This window comes from Rhizobium sp. BK529 (assembly GCF_014194105.1).
Classification (GTDB): domain Bacteria; phylum Pseudomonadota; class Alphaproteobacteria; order Rhizobiales; family Rhizobiaceae; genus Rhizobium.
Map to the genome: position 1 here is coordinate 2,816,088 of NZ_JACIAU010000001.1, position 17,651 is coordinate 2,833,738.

Below are 17,651 nucleotides of genomic sequence, written 5' to 3' on the forward strand. Positions count from 1 at the left end.
CCACGCGACCGATCCACGGATGAAAAGAAAAAGGCCGGTTTCCCGACCTTTTCATCATGCTGCTTCGTCGATGGCCCATTTTCTGAGGATCTTCGCGGCGCGCTCCTCGTTGATCTCCACCATGCGAGCGAGCTTGCGTTCCGGACCTTCCTTGACGCGGCGATTGAAATTGCCGTCGTCGTCGCCGAGGCTGAGCAGATCCTCGGTGCTGTCGAAGCCGAAGTCGGAACCGAAGCCATCCATAAGGGCGCCGCCCGGGGAAGCGCTTGCCGGTGCAAAATCCGGCAGTTCCAGGCCAGCCGATTCCGGCGACGCATCGCCGAGCGCCGCAATGGAGCCGGAACCGTTGACAGTGCGGATGAGAGGACGGACACCAAGCCAGACGACCACGAAGGCAACTGCGACAAAGGCCAGCGAGTTGATGATGCCGGCGAGATTGCGGCTCAGCATATCCATGACATGGATGCCGCTGTTTGCCTCGTCGAGAAGCTGGTTTTCAAGGAAGTCCATCGCCGTGACGGTGACCACGTCGCCGCGGTTGGTATCGATGCCGGCGGCCGAAGCGACAATCTTCTGCATTTCGGCAATATAGGCATCGATCTTGGCCTGATCAGCCGGTTCGCCAACCATCTTGGCGATACGCCCCCTGTTGACGACGACGGCGACCGAGAGTTTTTCGACCCGGTAGCTGTTGCGCGTCGTGGCCGTGGTCTTGCTATTGATTTCGTAGTTGGTCTGTTCTTCGCGCTTGTCGGACTTGTCCTCCGACTGCGGACCATTGGCGCCGCCGGAGTCGGGTGCCGCTTGCGGAATGTTCTGTTCGACCGTCGTAGCGTTGTCGGACTGACGCTGCTGGGACTGCGCGTTTTCCTTGGTGGAACGAACCGAGCGCTCGACCTTGGATTCGGGATCGTAGATGGTTTCCTGGATCTGTTGGGCGTCAGTGTTCAGGTTGGCCGTGACGCTGGAGCGGAAGTTGTCCATGCCGAGGAAAGGTGCGAGCGCCTTATCGATATTCGATTCGACTTCCTGCTGGACGTTCTGAACGATGTTGAGCGAGCGGTTCAAGGTGCCGTTGGCGGCGTCATCGCCGGAGGCAAGGAGCTGGCCAGCGGAATCGAGGATCGTCACGTCAGCGACATCAAGCCCCGGCACAGCCGAGGCGACGAGGTGGCGGATCGAGGTGGCTGCGTTTCGCCCTGTCGCAGCACTGGCGCGAATCATGACGGATGCCGTGGGCTTCTGTTCAGCCTTACGGAAATTGCCAACTTCGGGCATGACAATGTGGACGCGCGCGGCGGTGATGCCTGAAATCGATTGAATGGTTCGAGCAATTTCACCTTCGAGAGCGCGTACGCGGGTCACTTCCTGCATGAAGGAGGTGAGGCCGAGCGAACCGACGTTGTCGAAGAGTTCGTAGCCGGCATTGGCGCTGTTGGGCAGACCGCGCTCAGCAAGCAACAGGCGGGCTTTGCCCGTCATGCCGGCCGGTACAGTGATGCTGGAACCGTCCGTTCCGACCTGGAAATCTATATTGCTTTCGGCGAGCGCCATGCTGATCTGGTTGAGGTCAGGGGTCTCCAAGCCGATATAGAGCGTTTCCTGGGCCGGTTTGTTGACGAAAATGGCCGCCGCCAGGATGATTGCGATGGAAGCGGCGCCGACCCCACCAAGGATCATCAAACGCGTCCGCCCAAGGGAACCAAAGTTCTTAAAAATCTGAACTAATTGATTTAACAGATTCATTCTGTTCTCGCACGATCCGTCAAAGACAAAGCAGGCTTATTGCCTCATTTGACGAATAGACGCCGAAACTTGTGCGAGCGTTTCGTTCAGCGCCTGCAGGAATGAATCACTTATCAGAAGAAATCGAAGTCACCGGCCGCCTTGCTGAGCGGCTGCGAGTGGCCGTGACGGGTGCCGCCGCCAAGGGCTTTCTGCATTTCGGCAAGCTTGACGAGGCTCAGCGCGGTAGCGACATCGATCGACCAGCCCTGTGGAATCTCGCCTGTGATGGTGTCGATGAATTCGGCCAGACCACGCGACTTTTGTACGGCCAGATCGATGCCCTGCATCACCTTCATGCTATCGGGAGAGTTCAGAATTTCGCTGCCGCCGAGTTCGATCAGCTGGGGTTCGATCCGCTCGATCAAGTAGGCAACGTCGTGAAGCTCGGAGACAATGCGCATCAAGATGTCGCTCAACGCCTCGACCGGCGCTGGCGGGTCAATCGGTGTAAAAGTCATATAAAAATCCTCGCCATCAAAAGAATTCGATACTCGTCTCGGCGGGCTTCTGCGGAGCGGCGGGACGCTGTTCGAGAGCGACGGTTCGCTGCGTTTCGGCACCGGTCAGGGGGTATTGCCGGGCACGGCCGGAAACCGGCCAATATTCGATCTTGCGTCCATGCTCTCCGCCGGTGCTGGAGCTGACCACCGGAATGCCTTCATCCCGCAGGAACTGCACCGCGAAGGCCGCGTTCTGCTCACCGACGTTCGAGAATGTCGAGATCGTCTTCGCGCCTCCGAATATCTTGGCCTCCAGCCGGTCGCGCCGGGCGCCCTTTTTCAGCAGGCCGTTGATCAGCAGTTCCATGAGATGCACGCCATATCGCGTGGCATCGCCGCCGGTCATCGGGGTGTTGCCAGTCCCCGGCAGCAGGAAGTGGTTCATGCCGCCAACACCAGCGACGGGATCTCTGAGGCAGGCTGCCACGCACGAGCCAAGGATGGTCGTGAGCACCGCATCGGGGTCGTTCAGGACCTTATATTCACCCTGGATGATGTGCACGCGGCGGGCCGCACCCTCGATGATCATTTCAGGGCTCCAAACACGGCTTCGATAGCCGCTTTCATCTTTTCGATGGTGAAGGGCTTCGCCAGAACGTTGTTTGCACCTAGCTGTGCAGCCTTCGTCACCAGCGCACGGTCACCCTGTGCGGTGAGGATGATGAAGGCCGCCTTCTTGGTGTTGGGGTTGCTGCGAACAGCCTGCAGGAAGCCAAGGCCGTCCATCTTCGGCATGTTGAAGTCCGAGATCACGAGGTGGTGGGGCTGCTCCGACATGATCTTCATACCCTGCTCGCCATCGCCGGCGGCCGTGATCTGCTTGAAGCCGAGCTGCGTCAGTGCATCACTAAGCAGCAAGCGGCTCGTAACCTGATCGTCAACGATCAGAACTTTGATTTTCTCCGCGATCGACATTATTCGGTCCCTTCCTTTCGGGCGGCTGTCATTTTCAGTATTTCTTCGCCGATAGCAGCCAGCGGAAGCTGCTGCTCAACTGCGCCAAGTTCGTAGGCAACTCTTGGCATTCCGTAAACAACGCAGGTTTTTTCGTTCTGGCCGAGCGTTCTTGCCCCTGCATGTCGCATTTTTAACAGCCCGGCAGCCCCATCGCGACCCATGCCGGTCAGGATGACACCCACGGCGTTGCGGCCGGCAAGCTCGGCAACAGAATCGAAGAGCACATCGACCGATGGGCGATGGCCGTTGACCGGCCCTCGCTCGACCAGTCGGCAGCATGGTGCCGATGCGTTGGATACCTGCAGATGGCGCTCGCCACCGGGCGCAAGATAGACCTTGCCGATCTCGAGACGGGCGCCGTCGGTCGCTTCTTCCACGACCGGCGCGCAGAGGCGGTTCAGTCGTTCGGCAAAGCTCTTCGTGAAGGTCGGCGGCATATGCTGGGTGATGACGGTCGGCGGACAATTCGCCGGGTATTTCTGCAGAACGGCGATCAAGGCTTCCACGCCACCGGTCGAAGAACCGATCGCCACGATCTTGCGGCCGACGCGAAAGTCAGCGACTGCGGGCGGCGGCGTGACGGCCGTAGGCCTGGCGGGCTGGGCGAAATTGCGCTGCGTGCGAGCAGCAGCCTTTACCTTTTCGATCAGGTCGCCGAAGGGGCGCGGTTCGCCCGGCTGCGGCTTGCCGACACAATCGAAGGCACCGATTTCAAGGGCTGCGAGTGTTGCCTCCGCACCGCGATGCGTCATGGTCGAGACCATGATGACGGGCATGGGGCGCAGGCGCATGATCTTTTCGAGGAAGTCGAGGCCGTTCATGTTCGGCATCTCGATATCCAGCGTGACGACGTCAGGGTTGAGCCGCTTGATCGCCTCGCGGGCCTCCAGGGCGTCACCCGCCTGGCCTATGACGTTGACTTCAGGATCGGATCTCAAGACGGCCGAGATCAGGCCGCGCATGGTAGGTGAGTCGTCAACAACGAGAACTCTTGCCGGAGCGCTCATGCCTTCCTCCCGATACCCTTGGTCGTATAGCGATAGGTGGTGATGCCGATATTGTCGAAGACGTGCTTGGCCTCGCCCGAGACGCGTTCGGAGTGGCCGATGTAGAGATGGCCGCCCTCCGGCAACAGGCCGGCGAACCGCTGCCAGATCTTCATCTGCGTCGGTTCGTCGAAGTAGATCACGACGTTGCGGCAGAAGATGACGTCGAACTTGCCCTTGAACGGCCACTGGGCCATCAGATTCAGCTCGTTGTAGGTGATGAGACGCTTAACGCGGTCGTCGACCTGGAATTTGCGGCGCCCCTGCATCTCGACCTCGGTAAACCATTGCTTACGCATAGCCGGGGAGACAGTTTCCAGCGCGTTTTCGTCGTAGGCGCCGGTCCGGGCGATCGCGAGGATCTTTGGGTCGATGTCGGTTGCGAGAATCTTGAAGTCGTAGTCGGCAACGTTCGGCATCATCGACAGAACGGTAAGTGCGATCGAATAGGGCTCCTGCCCGTCAGAAGATGCAGCCGACCAGATCCGGACGCGACCGCCTGCGCGCGCCCGGTTCAAAAGATCGGGCAGCACATGGTCGCGCAAGTGTTCGAAATGATGGTTTTCCCGGAAAAACCGCGTGAAATTCGTCGTCAGGTGCGACAGCATTTCACGCCGGGCGGCAGCACCTGCCGGCGCGGCGACAAGCTCGCAATATTCGCGGAACCCTGAAAGGCCAAGACTACGGATATGCTTCGACAAACGCGAATAGACCAGCGAGGCCTTCGTCTCGTTGAGATAGATGCCCGCATCCGCGTAGATCATGGCCGCGATTTCCGAGAGGTCACGACGCGTTAGCGGGTACTCCCCGCTCGCCAGAACCTCGTCGGCACCGGATTGCCGCTGATCTTTTATGCCAAGTGCATTCATGCGGCTTCGCTTTCAGTGTCGAGGAACAAGGCTTCGAGTTCGATCAGGCAGATCATACGCTTGTCGATCGAGAGTATGCCGCGGGCGAACTGGCGCTGGAGGTCGGAGGAGATCTCCGGCGTCGGCTGGATGTCACTGTCGGTGACCGTCAGGATATCGGAGACGGCATCGACCAGCAGGCCCACCACCTTGCGGCGGACCTGGGCGACGATGATGACGTGGCGAGCGGTCGGAGCGGTCGGCCTCATGCCGAGCCGGGCCGACAGATCGATGATCGGCAGCACCGCACCACGCAGGTTGATGACGCCCACCATATAGGATGGCGAATGCGGCATTCCGGTCGCCGGGGTCCAGCCCCGGATTTCGCGGACCGCCATGATGTTCACGCAGAATTCCTGATCGCCGATACGAAACGCGATAAGCTCGTTTCCACCCAGGGTCAGATTTTTCGCCGTGTACGACATTGCCTCTTATCCTACTGCCGCCAGAGACATTTCCGCCTTCAGGGACTGACCGCGAGAGGCGCCGACCACCGCGTCCACATCCAGGATGAGGGCCACGCGGCCGTCGCCAAGGATCGTTGCTGCGGCAATGCCCGGAACGTGGGTGTAGTTCGCCTCGAGGCTCTTGATGACGACCTGGCGCTGACCCTGGATCGCATCGACCATGAGCGCGCGTTGACCGCCGCCTTCGGATTCGACGAGCAGGGCGACACCTTCGACCGGATTGGCCTGGGTGGCGCGGAAGTTCAGGATGCGACCGACATCGACCAGCGGGCAGAAGGAATTGCGGATCGAGATTAGGCGGTGGTTCGCGCCGAAGGAATGGATCGCAGCAGCTTCCGGCTGGAGGGTCTCGACGATGGCGGTCAACGGGACCACCAGCGTCTGGCCGGCGACCGTCACCACCATGCCGTCGAGAACGGCGAGCGTCAGCGGCAGGCTCATCGTGAAGACCGAACCATGGCCCGGCTTCGAGGTGATATTGATGCGGCCACCAAGTGCCTGGATCGAGCGCTTGACGACGTCCATGCCGACGCCGCGGCCGGAGATGTCGGAGATCTTGTCGGCTGTGGAGAAGCCCGGCAGGAAGATCAGATTGTCGATTTCCTCGTCCGACAGGTTGGCGTCAGCCGGGATGAGATCGTTCTGGATTGCCTTTTGGCGTACTTTTTCGCGGTTGATGCCGGCGCCATCGTCTGCCAGTTCAATCAGGATGCGTCCCGAACGATGTTTTGCAGTCAGGCGGACCGTACCCTCGGTGTTCTTGCCGGCGGCAGCACGCTTTTCAGGCGTTTCGATACCATGGTCGACGGCGTTACGGATCATGTGCGTCAGCGGCTCGGCCAGCTTGTCGATGACCGTCTTGTCCACCTCGGTGTTTTCACCTTCGGTGATCAGGCGGATAGACTTGCCGGTCATGTCGGCGATTTCGCGAACGATACGCGACATGCGCTGGAAGACCGGTTTCACCGGCTGGGCGCGGATCGCCATGACCGAGTCCTGGATCTCGCGGGTGAGTTGCTGCAGCTCTTCGAGGCCCATATTGATTGAGGACGTGCCGGTCGTGTCGTTTTCGATGACACTTTGGGAAAGCATCGCCTGGTTGATGACAAGCTCGCCGACGAGGTTGATCAGGCGGTCGACGCGATCAAGATCGACGCGGATCGTCTGGCCGGCACCGGCGGCATTGTTCTGAGCGGCGGCATTGGCTGCTGCGGCAGCAGCGGCGGCCGATTCCTTCTTTTCGACGCGGGCAGCGGCGGCAGCCATCTGCGTGACGTTGGTCGCCGTCTCCGCGGCGGCAATGGCGGCGGCGGTATCGCTCGCCTTCGCTTCGGCGGCGGTCGCTTCGGAAGCAGCGCCATCGTCGAGGATCGAGAGATCGAACGGAACCGGGATCATCGGCAGTTCTTCGTTGGTATCGCCCGGCTTGCTGTCTTCCGCCGGTCTGACAGTCAGCTCGCAATCCCATTCGGCGAATTCGAAGACCGTGCGGATGGCGTCTTCACCTTTGTCGGTCTTGAGCGTGACGTTCCAGTAGAGGTAGGCGCCTTCGGGATCGAGCTCTTCGAGACCCGGCAGGGCATCGGCGTTGCAATAGATGCTCATTTCGCCGAGACGGGAGAGATCGCGCAGCAGAAGGGTCGCGTCATTGCCCTTCGAATAGAGTTCGAAGCGCGGTTTGAAGATGATTTCGTAAGCAGGCAGATCAATCGGCATCTCTTCCCCGTCGAAGCCATCGAAGGAGAAGGGGATCGGCTGGAAGCCGCTTTCGTCGGTGGGCTTGGGAGCCGGGGCTGCGGCAACCGGAGCGGGGGCAGCCTTCGGCGCCGGCTTCGGTGCAGGCGCCTCGGAGGCGGCCGACGGGGACGGCAGCTCGCCATTGGCGAGCGCTTCCAGTTCCTTGACGAGGCCGCGGCTTCTGCTTTCATCGACGCTGCCGCCGTCGCGGGCAGCATTGGTCAGGTCGGCGAGAACGTCGGCCGACTTCAGCATGACCTTCAGGACATCCTGAGTAGGCTCAAGCTTGTTGGAACGAACGCAATCAAGTGTGGTCTCAAAGACGTGGGCGAAGGCGACGAGATCATCGAGACCAAAGGCGCCCGCGCCGCCCTTGATCGAATGTACCGCGCGGAACACCGCATTGACGGTTTCCGGGTCGCGATCGCCATCATTCATTTTCAGGAGACCGGATTCCAGTTCAGCGAGCTGTTCCTCGCACTCCTGGAAAAAGATCTCTTTGATTTCGTTCATATCCATAGGAGCAAATCCTGGGCTTTAAGCGGTTACACGCTCGATGGCATCGATCAGCTTGGCAGGGTCGAAGGGCTTGACGATCCAGCCGGTGGCACCGGCTTGACGAGCGCGGTTCTTCTTTTCCGCGTCGCTTTCGGTCGTAAGCACCAGGATCGGGATCGCGCGATACTTCTCGTTGCGGCGTACACCTTCGATGAAGCCGAAACCGTCGAGGCGCGGCATGTTGATGTCGGTGACGATAACATCGGGATTGGATTCCTCGAGAACTTCGAGGCCTTCGACGCCATCTTCAGCCTGGATCGTCTCGAAACCTGCATTGTTCAGCGTCACGAGAAGCATGTTTCGGATGGTGCGGGAATCGTCCACCGTCAGTACTTTTTTCTTCATTACCGGATCTCCTTGGCAAGCAGGTGGTCGATGTCGACGCCAACCAGCTGCATGGTTTTCGTAAATGCGTCGGACACCTTCGAGAATGTGAACGACTGCTTGTCCTGGTCCCAGGTCTTCTCGGCGGCCATCAGAACCTGGGCGCAAAGAGCGCCGACGCGTTCGACTGCGGATGCATCGATCGCCAGAGGGTTGCCTCGCATGGAGAGAAGCTTGTCGCGCAATGCGGAAGCCTCATTGAGATCGAGAACCGCTGCCAAATTCAGCGTCTTGGCACTCTTCTTTGCTGCCATCAGCTTTTCCTTATCCCTTGTCCCCGGCCCCGCAAAAACGAGCCGGCGTCATATTCCGACAGGTTAGTAAACATTCCGCCCACCTCTAGCGCTGGCGAGAGGCAGCGGCATGCCGAAATCCTCATTCTGGTATTCGTCGTCGTCGGCCGCTTCCGATCGGGCCGCGATCGCAATCGGGCGAGAGGGCGCGGCACGCACCGGCTGCGGTCGAGTTGCATGGGCGCTTTCGCGAGCAATGCGAAATTCGCGGATGGTCCGGCCGAGTTCCAGAATGACAGTGTGGAGATGATCGGCACCTTCGGCCGAACGCTCCGCAAAACCAGCATTGTCAGCCATTTCCCTACCCAGATCCTTGACGTCGGTAGTGAGAGCTTCGAGACCGGCGGCGTGTTCGTCTGTTTCGCTGGCGATATTGGCGATGGCGGCGTTGATGTCCGTCACCTGACGGACGATGCCGGCAATCGAGTCCTGTGTGCGCCCGACCATCTGGACGCCGGCATCAACCTGCGTCTTGGTGGTCGTCACCAGCGTCTTGATCTCACGCGCAGCCTCCGCCGAACGCTGGGCTAGCGCGCGGACTTCTTGTGCCACGACGGCAAAGCCGCGACCGGATTCGCCGGCGCGGGCAGCTTCGATGCCGGCGTTCAAGGCGAGCAGGTTCGTCTGGAAGGCAATCTCGTCGATCGCACCGATGATCTGGCCGATCTTTTCGGCCGACTGTTCGATATCGGCCATAGCGTTGATGGCGCGGCCGACAACCTCGCCGCTTTCCTCGACAGCCGCGCGTGTGGCCGCTGCGGCCTTCTCGGCAGCCCGGCTGCCGACGGCCCCCTCGCGCACACGCTCGGCGATCCCGGCGATGGAAGCGGCAGAAAGCTGAAGGCGTTCGGCCTGGCTGGACGCATTGCCGGCAAAATTGCGGGATGCGCCGGCGAGAGACTGCGTTGCGGCTTCCGCCTTGGCGTTGCGTTCGGCAATTGCGGCAAATTCGGTCTGGAGGCCATCGAGCGCTGCGTTCAGTGCCTCGGCAATATCGGCATGTGCGCCATCGACCGGAGCGCGCAGCGTCAGGTCACGTGTCTGCAGACCCTCGATGACATCGTGAAAGATGCGGGCGACTTCCGTCTCACCTTGGGCGCGCTGATCGGCGAGCGCGCGCTGCTGGGCGGAGCGAAGCGAATTAAAACGTAAGGAGACGGCGATTTCGACATCCACCATGACGAGGCGGATGATCGACGTCATCAGATCGGTGATCTCACGGGCGCGACGCTTGGCCGAGGGCAGCATCGGCCGGCCGGCCAATTCGTCGGCGAGACCCGATATCACATGTTCCAGCATGACGCCGTGACCGGCCACATGCCAGCGGGGGTCTAGACCCATCTTGCTTTCGGTATCGGAGAGAACCTTGACGCGCTCCGCATAGAGGCTGTCGAAGCGCGCATCCGTCAACACGTCCCAGTGCGAGGATTGCATGTCGTGGAGGCGCTCGATCTGACGTTCGCTTTCGAAATTGCGGGCGGCATCCGGGAAAGACTGGAAACGATGGAAGAGATCGCGCAGGCCGGCCTTCAAGTGGGCTTCAAGCGCCGGCCGGCTACGGCGGACCATCTCGCACTGCTCTGTGTCGAGACCGGCAAAGCGCAGGCGATCGCGCAGGCTGCCTGCCTGTGCTCCTCGAGCCTGATCTGATGGCATATCCTGCCTCAACGCCTGTCCCCAACCACTTTTCCGGGCGAACCCGGCCAAAAACTTTCGCCGCTTCGGAAGAACGCAACACGCGGAGACCGCCTTCGCCATTGGTCACGACCGATGGGCTGAAGCCTCCTGCTCAGCAATTCTGTTTCGGAGCTGCCTGAAGAGATGGATACCGGATCAACCGGTACGGCGGTACGGCGTCATGCCTGGTGGGAACGAGTGCATCTTCCCATTCCGACGTGTAATCCAATGTTTATGGTTAATTCCTTGCTTGAAGGTTAATAAGCCGTTCCAGCCCGTAGCTTTTGAAACAATTAGAGACTTCCCGTAGTAAATACTGGCGATAAGTTGCATCGCTGCTACAAGGCACGCGCAAGCTCTATGTTATAGAGCCAGGTAAAAGAGCCAGACATGATGTCGACAAGGAAAGAGAAATGATAATTCTCGGAATGGGTTCCTGCCTGATCACGATTACGATCGCCGCAGCCATTGCCCTCCTCGATACGATCGCGGCGCACCGCGACAACCGTACGCTTCGCGTCTTCTAAGACGTCCGGCGCCTTAAGCATCCCTTTACCTTTCCCGTTGGCAGCCCAACACCGTTGGTGTATCGACACGCGCTCCTGTGTCAGCGGAAGTAAGGGATTTATGTCAGCTCGGACCGGTCTTATCATCATCCTGGCGTTTACGATCTTCCGCATCGTGACGCTATATTTCGACACGACGGACCTGTTCGTCGATGAGGCGCAATACTGGTTCTGGTCGCAGAATCTCGATTTCGGCTATTATTCGAAGCCGCCGATGATCGCATGGGTGCTCAGGATTTTCACCGAGCTTGCCGGTTCCAGCGACATCTATTGGCTGCGGCTTCCCGGTCCCCTCTTCCATATGGCGACGGCGCTCGTGCTGATGAAGATGGCCAAGCGCTTCGTCGGTTCCAAGATCGAAGGCTGGGTTGGCGCGACCTACATCACGCTTCCGGCAGTCGCGCTCTCTTCGGTATTCTTCTCCACTGACGTCATCCTGCTCTTCTTCATCGCGATCGCGCTTTTTGCCTATTTCGAGCTGACGCAGCGCCGCTCGATCGGGCTCGCTCTTCTCATGGGCTTGGGCGTCGGGCTGGCGTTCCTGTCGAAATATGCGGTGCTCTTCGTCGTGCCGGGCGGTGCGATCGCGATGCTGCTCATTCCGGCAGCGCGGATTTCCGTGCGCGATTTTATCATCGCGGTCGTTACCTCGGCGATCGTTGCTTTCCCGAACCTCTGGTGGAACCTCCAAAACAACAATACGACGGTGCGCCACACGCAGGATATCGCCCACTGGAGCGATCTCGGCATCGATCTCCGCGGCGGGCTGGAATTCTTCTCCGCGCAGTTCGGCGTCGTCGGCCCGATCATCTTCTTTGCCATGCTCTGGGCCGTCTGGAACATGATCCGCGGCCGCAGCGAGCCACGTGAAAAGATGCTTGTCTGGCTGTCGATCCCCGTCGTGCTGCTCATTACCCTGCAGGCGACCGTTGCCAAGGCCTATGCCAACTGGGGCGTGACCGCCTATGTCGCAGGCATCGTGCTTGCGGTCTGGCTGCTTCAGCGCCTGTGGCCGAACGGTCTCAAAACCTCGCTCTGGATCAATGGCGTCGCTTGCCTGCTCTTCCCATTCGCAACGATCTTCTCGCACCAGCTGGTTCTGCCTGGTGGCAAGGAGGTCATGCAGCGCTATCTCGGCCGCTCCGAGGTCAGCCGGCAAGCGGCCGATCTTGCCGCACAGGCCGGCGCCGGTGTCATCGTGACCGATAACCGGGACATGGTCGCCGACCTCTTCCATACGTTGCGGGCCACACCCTACAAGATCTATGCCCGTCCGCCGGCCGACTTACCGGAAAGCTATTACGAGCAGGAATTTGCCCTGCCGGCCGATACCAACGCGCCGGTCCTCTTCCTGACGATCAATCCGCTGACCTGCGCGAACGAGGCGCCGGAGATGCTGAAGAGCTGGCAGCCGACCAATGGCAACTACCGGGGCAAAACGATTTATGCCTACAAGGTTGCCGCCGCCTGTTTGAGGCACCCCTAAAGCGGATCAGTTCACGGGATCAGGCATGCAAAGCCCGGTCCCGCCGCCTTCCACCTCGATAAATCTAACGCCCCCTCCCTCGAAGGCGTGGCGCAGCTGCGCCTCTGTCGCGCGATGGATTTCATGGTGGCGACCTTCATAGTCGCGTATCGTGCTGCGTGAGACGGCTGCTTTTTCAGCAAGGTCCGTCTGCGTCCAGTCGAGCAAACCACGAGCTGCACGGCATAAAGCGGGCGTCAGAATTGTTTCTTTTGCGCCTTGACCCATAGTTCCAAACCACCCATATTGGTCATTATAGATCATATATGTCATGTTTTGAACGGGATTTCCAGATCGGGAGAGCACTATGCCACACGATACGCCTTTGATTTCGACCATCGTCGGGGGCCTCGTGCTGGCATTCATCCTAGGCGCCATCGCCAATCGCCTGCGCCTTCCGCCTCTCGTGGGATATCTTGTCGCAGGCGTTCTCGCCGGTCCGCACACGCCGGGTTTCGTTGCTGATCAGAGCCTCGCGCCTGAGCTTGCCGAAATCGGCGTCATCCTGCTGATGTTTGGTGTGGGCCTGCACTTTTCGCTGAAGGATCTGCTTTCGGTGCGTGGCATCGCGGTGCCGGGCGCCGTTGTGCAAATCGGATTCGCCACCTTGCTCGGCTGGGGACTTGGCGCGCTTATGGGCTGGCCGACGGGGGGCAGCCTCGTCTTCGGCCTCGCGCTTTCCGTCGCTTCGACGGTCGTGCTGTTGAAAGCGCTTCAGGAGCGGCGCCTCGTCGAAACCGAGCGCGGACGCATTGCTGTCGGCTGGCTGATTGTCGAGGATCTCGCCATGGTGCTGGCGCTGGTGCTGATCCCGGCAGCCGCGAGCATTACCGGTGACGGTCACGGTCCTGTCGAGCCGCTTTCGGCGGGTCTCAACCGGCTCCTCGGCCTCGATCTCGGGGTCGGCGGCATCATCGCCATGACGCTGGTCAAGGTGGCGCTGTTCGTCGCTCTGATGCTTGTCTTCGGCCGCAAGCTCATTCCCTGGACCATGCACCGCATTGCTCATACCGGCTCGCGCGAACTCTTTCGCCTCGGAGTGCTGGCGATCGCACTCGGCGTCGCCTTCGGTGCTTCAAAGCTTTTCGGCGTGTCGCTGGCGCTCGGAGCTTTCTTCGCCGGCATGGTTCTGGCCGAAAGCGAGCTCAGCCATCGCGCAGCACAGGAAAGTCTGCCGTTGCGCGACGCCTTCGCGGTCCTCTTCTTCGTCTCCGTCGGCATGCTCTTCGATCCCTATATCCTGATCGAGCGGCCGTTGCCCGTGCTTGCAACCATCTTCATCATCGTCATCGGCAAATCGGTCGCCGCCCTCCTGATTGTCCTGCTTTTCAAGAAGCCGCTCAGCACCGCGCTAACGATTTCAGCAAGCCTCGGGCAAATCGGCGAATTCTCCTTCATCCTCGCAGCGCTCGGCGTCGAACTCGGTCTACTGCCGGGGGAAGGCCGCGACCTCATCCTTGCCGGCGCTATCATCTCGATCATTCTCAACCCGCTGCTGTTCTTCATCTGCGACCGTATGCGGCCGCTGCTGGAAAGCCCGAAGCGCGAGGAGCCGGCGGCAGAAGCCGCTGCTCCGGCGGCCGATCCCGGACACGCACATGAAGAAGAGCAGCTCGAAAGCGATGAGGTTCATCCGACGACTCTCAGCGGCCACGCGATCCTCGTCGGTTATGGCCGCGTCGGCAGCATTGTCGGCCAGAACCTGAAATCGTCAGGCACGCCTTTCCTCGTTATCGAGGATTCCGACAAACGTATTGCTGAACTGCGCACCCAGGGCATTGAAGTGCTGTCAGGCAACGCGGTCGCCCGCGAAACACTCGATCTCGCCAATCTCGCCGGCGCGCGCAGCCTCGTCGTCGCCATTCCGAACGCCTTCGAAGCCTGCCGCATCGCAGAGCAGGGGCGCGCGGTCAATCCTTCGATCCTGATCGTCGCGCGCGCCCATTCCGATGCGGAAGTGGAGGAGCTGCGGCAATACGGCGCCGACACCGTGATCATGGGCGAGCGGGAAATTGCGCTTGGCATGGTTGACCGGCTCGCCCAAGTGCATCATGACAGTGCACCCTATGAAGACGGCCCCTCGGCTGGTACAATCCTGCCGCCGGTGGTGCCTTCGCCGGAAAAAGAATGAGAGATTGGCGCCTTTGAGCCGATGTGGGAGTGAAATTGCCGAGACAGGAGAGACGGAGCTGGAACAGCGCCGCCTGGCAAGCCGTATTGCCGCTTCCGTGGTCATCGCGATTTTCGCCTATCTCGGCCTGCTCTTCGGCGGCAATATCGTCATTGGCCCGTCGTCTGCGCCGAACAGCCTGTCTTCCTCCAGTCGGGATTCGCAGCAGACGCAGGTGACGGCGCGCGACGCTATCCGCGGGCTGCTGATCAGCGACCGCAAGCTGGCACCGAAACAGCAACTCCAGGATGCCGGCCCGGCCGCTCTCAATGCTGCTCCGGCGCTGCAATTTGGCGACTGGCGCCAAGTTGCCCCGGCATCCGAATTCGAGGCTCCGCTGCGCTCTGCCGCCGCCCGGGCCTACCAGTCCCGCGCACCGCCGCTGGCTGCCTGAATCACGTCGCCTTCGGGCGCTTCTGATCCAATAGATACGCCGTAGCGCGATGGCGCCGGCCAAAGCATTATCCAAGGACTTAAAACATGCGTAATTCACCATGGCTGGTGTTCACCTATTCGGTGATCATCGTGCTCGGCCTGTTGATCGCCCTGCCAAACGCGCTGCCACAGAGCGTTTTGCAGCGCGTGCCCTCCTGGTTGCCGCACAACCAGGTTTCTCTCGGCCTCGACCTTCGCGGCGGTTCGCACCTCGTGCTCGAAGTCGATGAAGCCGACCTCACCAAAGAGCGCTTGAATTCGCTGCTGCAGGACGCACGCCGGGTGCTGCGCGAAAAGAACATCCAGCCGAAGTCGGTCGTGCGCAACAACAACAATATCGTTGTTTCGCTTGCCGACCCATCGCAGAGCGACGCGGCCGTCACCCAGCTTCGCACCCTTGGCAATGTGATCTCCAGCGGCATCAGCGCCGGCCAGTCCGACCTTGCGGTCACGGCCGACGGCGGCAACATTACCATTGGCTTCTCGCCGGCCGGTATTGCAACCAATGTCGACAATGCCGTCGCGCAGAGCCTTGAAGTCATACGCCAGCGCGTCGACCAGGTCGGCGTTGCCGAGCCGACGATCCAGCGCATCGGCGCAAACCGCATTCTCGTGCAGCTTCCGGGTGCGCAGGATCCGTCCCGCCTTCGCGAGCTTCTCGGCTCTACCGCCAAAATGTCCTTCCATATGCTCGCCCCGAACGGCCAGGCCGGTCCGGGTGTGACGATCATGAAGGATGACCAGGGCAACTCCTATCCGGTTCTCGATCGCGTCGAGATTTCCGGCGACCGCCTCTCGGATGCTCGCGTCAGTTTCGACCAGAGCCAGCAGCCGGTCGTCACGTTCCGCTTCGACAGTGCCGGTGCAACCCGCTTTGCCGATATCACCCGCCAGAATGTCGGCAATCCCTTCGCGATCGTGCTTGATGACAAAGTGTTGAGCGCGCCCGTTATCCGCGAGCCGATCACCGGCGGTTCGGGCCAGATCTCTGGCAACTTCACCACCGACAGCGCCAATACGCTGGCGGCCATGCTGCGCGCCGGCGCCCTGCCCGCCAAGCTGACCGTCATCGAAGAACGCACCGTCGGCGCCGACCTCGGCGCGGATGCGATCCGCATGGGCCTCTATGCCGGCGTCGTCGGCTTCGTGCTCGTCGCCGCCTTTATCCTGGTGCTCTACGGCACTTGGGGCATCCTGGCGAATATCGCACTTCTCATCCACACGATCCTGACCTTCTCGGCGCTGACGCTTGTCGGCGCGACACTGACCCTGCCCGGCATTGCCGGCGTCGTGCTCGGTATCGGCCTCGCGGTCGACGCGAACGTTCTGATCAACGAGCGTATCCGCGAAGAAACCCGCAAGGGCAAGAGCGCCTTTGCGGCCATCGACACCGGCTTCCGCCGTGCCTACTCGACCATCATCGACGGCAACATGACAGCGCTTATCGCAGCCGCTATCCTGTTCTGGTTCGGCTCCGGTCCGGTTCGCGGTTTTGCCGTCACCATGGCGCTCGGCCTCATCATCTCGATGTTCACCTCGGTCGCCTTCGTGCGCGTGGCGATGATCGAGATCACCCGTCGCCGGAAGATGAAGGTCCTGAACATCAAGCCGCTGATCCCCTTCAGCCCCTACGATAAGCATATCCAGTTCATGAAGGCGCGCTTCTTCGGCGTGACCGTCTCCGCGCTGCTGTCAATCGCTTCGATCGCCCTCTTCATCTATCCGGGCCTCAACTATGGCGTCGACTTCCGTGGCGGTATCCAGATGTCGGTGAAGACACAGGAAGCCGCCGATCTTGGCCGCTTCCGCGAGGGCCTGAATGGCCTTGGCCTCGGCGAAGTGGCACTGCAATCCTTCGGCGACAACAACACCATGCTGGTGCGCGCGCAGCGGCAGGAAGGCGGCGAAGAGGCTCAGACCGCAGCCGTCACCAAGCTCAAAGCCGAGATCGTCAAGATCGACCCGTCCGCGATCGTCACCGGCACTGATGTCATCGGCCCGAAGGTCAGCGGCGAGCTTGCCTGGGCAGGTATCCTGTCCGTCGTGATCGCCAGCCTCGCGATGCTGTTCTACATCTGGTACCGCTTCGAATGGCCCTTCGCGGTCGGCGCTATCGTCACCCTCATCCTCGATGTGACCAAGGCGATCGGCTTCTTCGCGCTGACGGGGCTCGACTTCAACCTCACAGCCATCGCGGCGATCCTGACGCTGGTCGGCTATTCGGTAAACGACAAGGTCGTCGTCTATGACCGCATGCGTGAAAACATGCGCCTCTATAAGTCGATGCCGCTCCGCGAGATCATCGACAAGTCGATCAACGAAACACTAGCACGAAGCCTCTACACAAACGCAACCGCCTTCCTCTCGCTGCTGCCGATGGCGATCTGGGGCGGCAGTGCGGTCGAAAGCTTCGCGATCCCGATGGCTTTCGGCATTCTCGTTGCGGCCGCGTCCTCGATCTTCATCGCAGCACCGATCCTGCTCTTCCTCGGCGACTGGCGCCGCCGTCATGCCAAGGCAGCCGCGCCTTCGAACGATGCAGCCGTGGAAATCATTCCGCCGGATGCCGGCCAGCCACGCAAAACGGCAGGCTGAACCGCCGATATTTAAGTTGAACTTGGAGAGGGCGCCGGTTGCACA

Annotated in this window: 16 protein-coding genes; 4 read left to right on the forward strand and 12 right to left on the reverse strand. The window is 60.7% G+C overall.

Going from position 1 to position 17,651, the window contains the following annotated elements; all coding sequences use genetic code 11:
- Positions 1–54: 54 nt before the first annotated feature.
- The 11 genes from fliF to FHX08_RS14235 all read right to left on the reverse strand — a co-directional run bounded on the left by fliF (position 55) and on the right by FHX08_RS14235 (position 10,294).
- A complete protein-coding gene (fliF, locus tag FHX08_RS14185) occupies positions 55–1,746 on the reverse strand; it encodes a flagellar basal-body MS-ring/collar protein FliF (protein WP_132652664.1) in 1,692 nt (563 codons plus the stop codon).
- A 113-nt stretch (positions 1,747–1,859) separates the two neighbouring features.
- Positions 1,860–2,246: a hypothetical protein gene (locus FHX08_RS14190; protein WP_132652665.1), complete on the reverse strand. Its 387-nt coding sequence runs from the start codon at positions 2,244–2,246 to the stop codon at positions 1,860–1,862.
- Between the two features lie 16 nt (positions 2,247–2,262).
- On the reverse strand, positions 2,263–2,817 hold the full coding sequence (cheD, locus tag FHX08_RS14195; protein WP_132652666.1) for a chemoreceptor glutamine deamidase CheD: 555 nt from the start codon (positions 2,815–2,817) through the stop codon (positions 2,263–2,265).
- Positions 2,814–3,203 carry a response regulator gene (locus FHX08_RS14200; protein ID WP_132652667.1) on the reverse strand — a complete coding sequence of 130 codons (390 nt, stop codon included), beginning with the start codon at positions 3,201–3,203 and terminating at the stop codon, positions 2,814–2,816. Before FHX08_RS14200 ends, cheD begins: the two co-directional genes overlap by 4 nt.
- The gene (cheB, locus tag FHX08_RS14205) at positions 3,203–4,252 is read right to left on the reverse strand and encodes a protein-glutamate O-methylesterase CheB (protein ID WP_132652668.1); all 1,050 of its coding nucleotides are present in this window, start codon (positions 4,250–4,252) and stop codon (positions 3,203–3,205) included. The genes FHX08_RS14200 and cheB overlap by 1 nt, the downstream gene beginning before the upstream one ends.
- Positions 4,249–5,160, reverse strand: a complete 912-nt coding sequence (gene cheR, locus FHX08_RS14210) for a protein-glutamate O-methyltransferase CheR (protein WP_132652669.1) — start codon at positions 5,158–5,160, stop codon at positions 4,249–4,251. The genes cheB and cheR overlap by 4 nt, the downstream gene beginning before the upstream one ends.
- Complete coding sequence (locus tag FHX08_RS14215; protein ID WP_132652670.1) at positions 5,157–5,624, reverse strand: chemotaxis protein CheW; 468 nt, start codon at positions 5,622–5,624, stop codon at positions 5,157–5,159. The genes cheR and FHX08_RS14215 overlap by 4 nt, the downstream gene beginning before the upstream one ends.
- A 6-nt stretch (positions 5,625–5,630) precedes the next feature.
- A complete protein-coding gene (locus FHX08_RS14220; RefSeq protein ID WP_132652671.1) occupies positions 5,631–7,922 on the reverse strand; it encodes a chemotaxis protein CheA in 2,292 nt (763 codons plus the stop codon).
- Positions 7,923–7,940: 18 nt separating this feature from the next.
- Complete coding sequence (gene cheY1, locus FHX08_RS14225; RefSeq protein ID WP_003570362.1) at positions 7,941–8,306, reverse strand: chemotaxis response regulator CheY1; 366 nt, start codon at positions 8,304–8,306, stop codon at positions 7,941–7,943.
- A complete protein-coding gene (locus FHX08_RS14230; protein ID WP_132652672.1) occupies positions 8,306–8,599 on the reverse strand; it encodes an STAS domain-containing protein in 294 nt (97 codons plus the stop codon). The genes cheY1 and FHX08_RS14230 overlap by 1 nt, the downstream gene beginning before the upstream one ends.
- Before the next feature lie 63 nt (positions 8,600–8,662).
- A complete protein-coding gene (locus tag FHX08_RS14235) occupies positions 8,663–10,294 on the reverse strand; it encodes a globin-coupled sensor protein (protein ID WP_132652673.1) in 1,632 nt (543 codons plus the stop codon).
- Positions 10,295–10,942: 648 nt separating this feature from the next.
- Here FHX08_RS14235 and FHX08_RS14240 point away from each other — a divergent pair.
- Entirely contained in the window at positions 10,943–12,367 is a 1,425-nt protein-coding gene (locus FHX08_RS14240) for a glycosyltransferase family 39 protein (protein WP_132652674.1), read from the forward strand.
- 6 nt (positions 12,368–12,373) lie between these two features.
- Here FHX08_RS14240 and FHX08_RS14245 read toward each other — a convergent pair whose 3' ends face one another.
- Complete coding sequence (locus FHX08_RS14245; RefSeq protein ID WP_132652675.1) at positions 12,374–12,679, reverse strand: helix-turn-helix transcriptional regulator; 306 nt, start codon at positions 12,677–12,679, stop codon at positions 12,374–12,376.
- Between the two features lie 34 nt (positions 12,680–12,713).
- Between FHX08_RS14245 and ybaL the strand changes: the two genes are divergently transcribed.
- The 3 genes from ybaL (at position 12,714) to secD (ending at position 17,606) form a co-directional block, all read left to right on the forward strand.
- Positions 12,714–14,537: a YbaL family putative K(+) efflux transporter gene (gene ybaL, locus FHX08_RS14250; protein WP_132652676.1), complete on the forward strand. Its 1,824-nt coding sequence runs from the start codon at positions 12,714–12,716 to the stop codon at positions 14,535–14,537.
- 13 nt (positions 14,538–14,550) lie between these two features.
- Positions 14,551–14,970 (forward strand): hypothetical protein, encoded by a 420-nt coding sequence (locus FHX08_RS14255; protein WP_132652677.1) that lies wholly within the window; start codon positions 14,551–14,553, stop codon positions 14,968–14,970.
- An 86-nt stretch (positions 14,971–15,056) separates the two neighbouring features.
- Positions 15,057–17,606: a protein translocase subunit SecD gene (secD, locus tag FHX08_RS14260; RefSeq protein ID WP_132652678.1), complete on the forward strand. Its 2,550-nt coding sequence runs from the start codon at positions 15,057–15,059 to the stop codon at positions 17,604–17,606.
- Positions 17,607–17,651 lie beyond the last annotated feature (45 nt).

Bases quoted from the DNA above. Each gene is read 5' to 3' on its own strand.
- fliF (WP_132652664.1), bottom strand. From the start codon at position 1,746: ATGAATCTGTTAAATCAATTAGTTCAGATTTTTAAGAACTTTGGTTCC.
- FHX08_RS14190 (WP_132652665.1), bottom strand. From the start codon at position 2,246: ATGACTTTTACACCGATTGACCCGCCAGCGCCGGTCGAGGCGTTGAGC.
- cheD (WP_132652666.1), bottom strand. From the start codon at position 2,817: ATGATCATCGAGGGTGCGGCCCGCCGCGTGCACATCATCCAGGGTGAA.
- FHX08_RS14200 (WP_132652667.1), bottom strand. From the start codon at position 3,203: ATGTCGATCGCGGAGAAAATCAAAGTTCTGATCGTTGACGATCAGGTT.
- cheB (WP_132652668.1), bottom strand. From the start codon at position 4,252: ATGAGCGCTCCGGCAAGAGTTCTCGTTGTTGACGACTCACCTACCATG.
- cheR (WP_132652669.1), bottom strand. From the start codon at position 5,160: ATGAATGCACTTGGCATAAAAGATCAGCGGCAATCCGGTGCCGACGAG.
- FHX08_RS14215 (WP_132652670.1), bottom strand. From the start codon at position 5,624: ATGTCGTACACGGCGAAAAATCTGACCCTGGGTGGAAACGAGCTTATC.
- FHX08_RS14220 (WP_132652671.1), bottom strand. From the start codon at position 7,922: ATGGATATGAACGAAATCAAAGAGATCTTTTTCCAGGAGTGCGAGGAA.
- cheY1 (WP_003570362.1), bottom strand. From the start codon at position 8,306: ATGAAGAAAAAAGTACTGACGGTGGACGATTCCCGCACCATCCGAAAC.
- FHX08_RS14230 (WP_132652672.1), bottom strand. From the start codon at position 8,599: ATGGCAGCAAAGAAGAGTGCCAAGACGCTGAATTTGGCAGCGGTTCTC.
- FHX08_RS14235 (WP_132652673.1), bottom strand. From the start codon at position 10,294: ATGCCATCAGATCAGGCTCGAGGAGCACAGGCAGGCAGCCTGCGCGAT.
- FHX08_RS14240 (WP_132652674.1), top strand. From the start codon at position 10,943: ATGTCAGCTCGGACCGGTCTTATCATCATCCTGGCGTTTACGATCTTC.
- FHX08_RS14245 (WP_132652675.1), bottom strand. From the start codon at position 12,679: ATGACATATATGATCTATAATGACCAATATGGGTGGTTTGGAACTATG.
- ybaL (WP_132652676.1), top strand. From the start codon at position 12,714: ATGCCACACGATACGCCTTTGATTTCGACCATCGTCGGGGGCCTCGTG.
- secD (WP_132652678.1), top strand. From the start codon at position 15,057: ATGCGTAATTCACCATGGCTGGTGTTCACCTATTCGGTGATCATCGTG.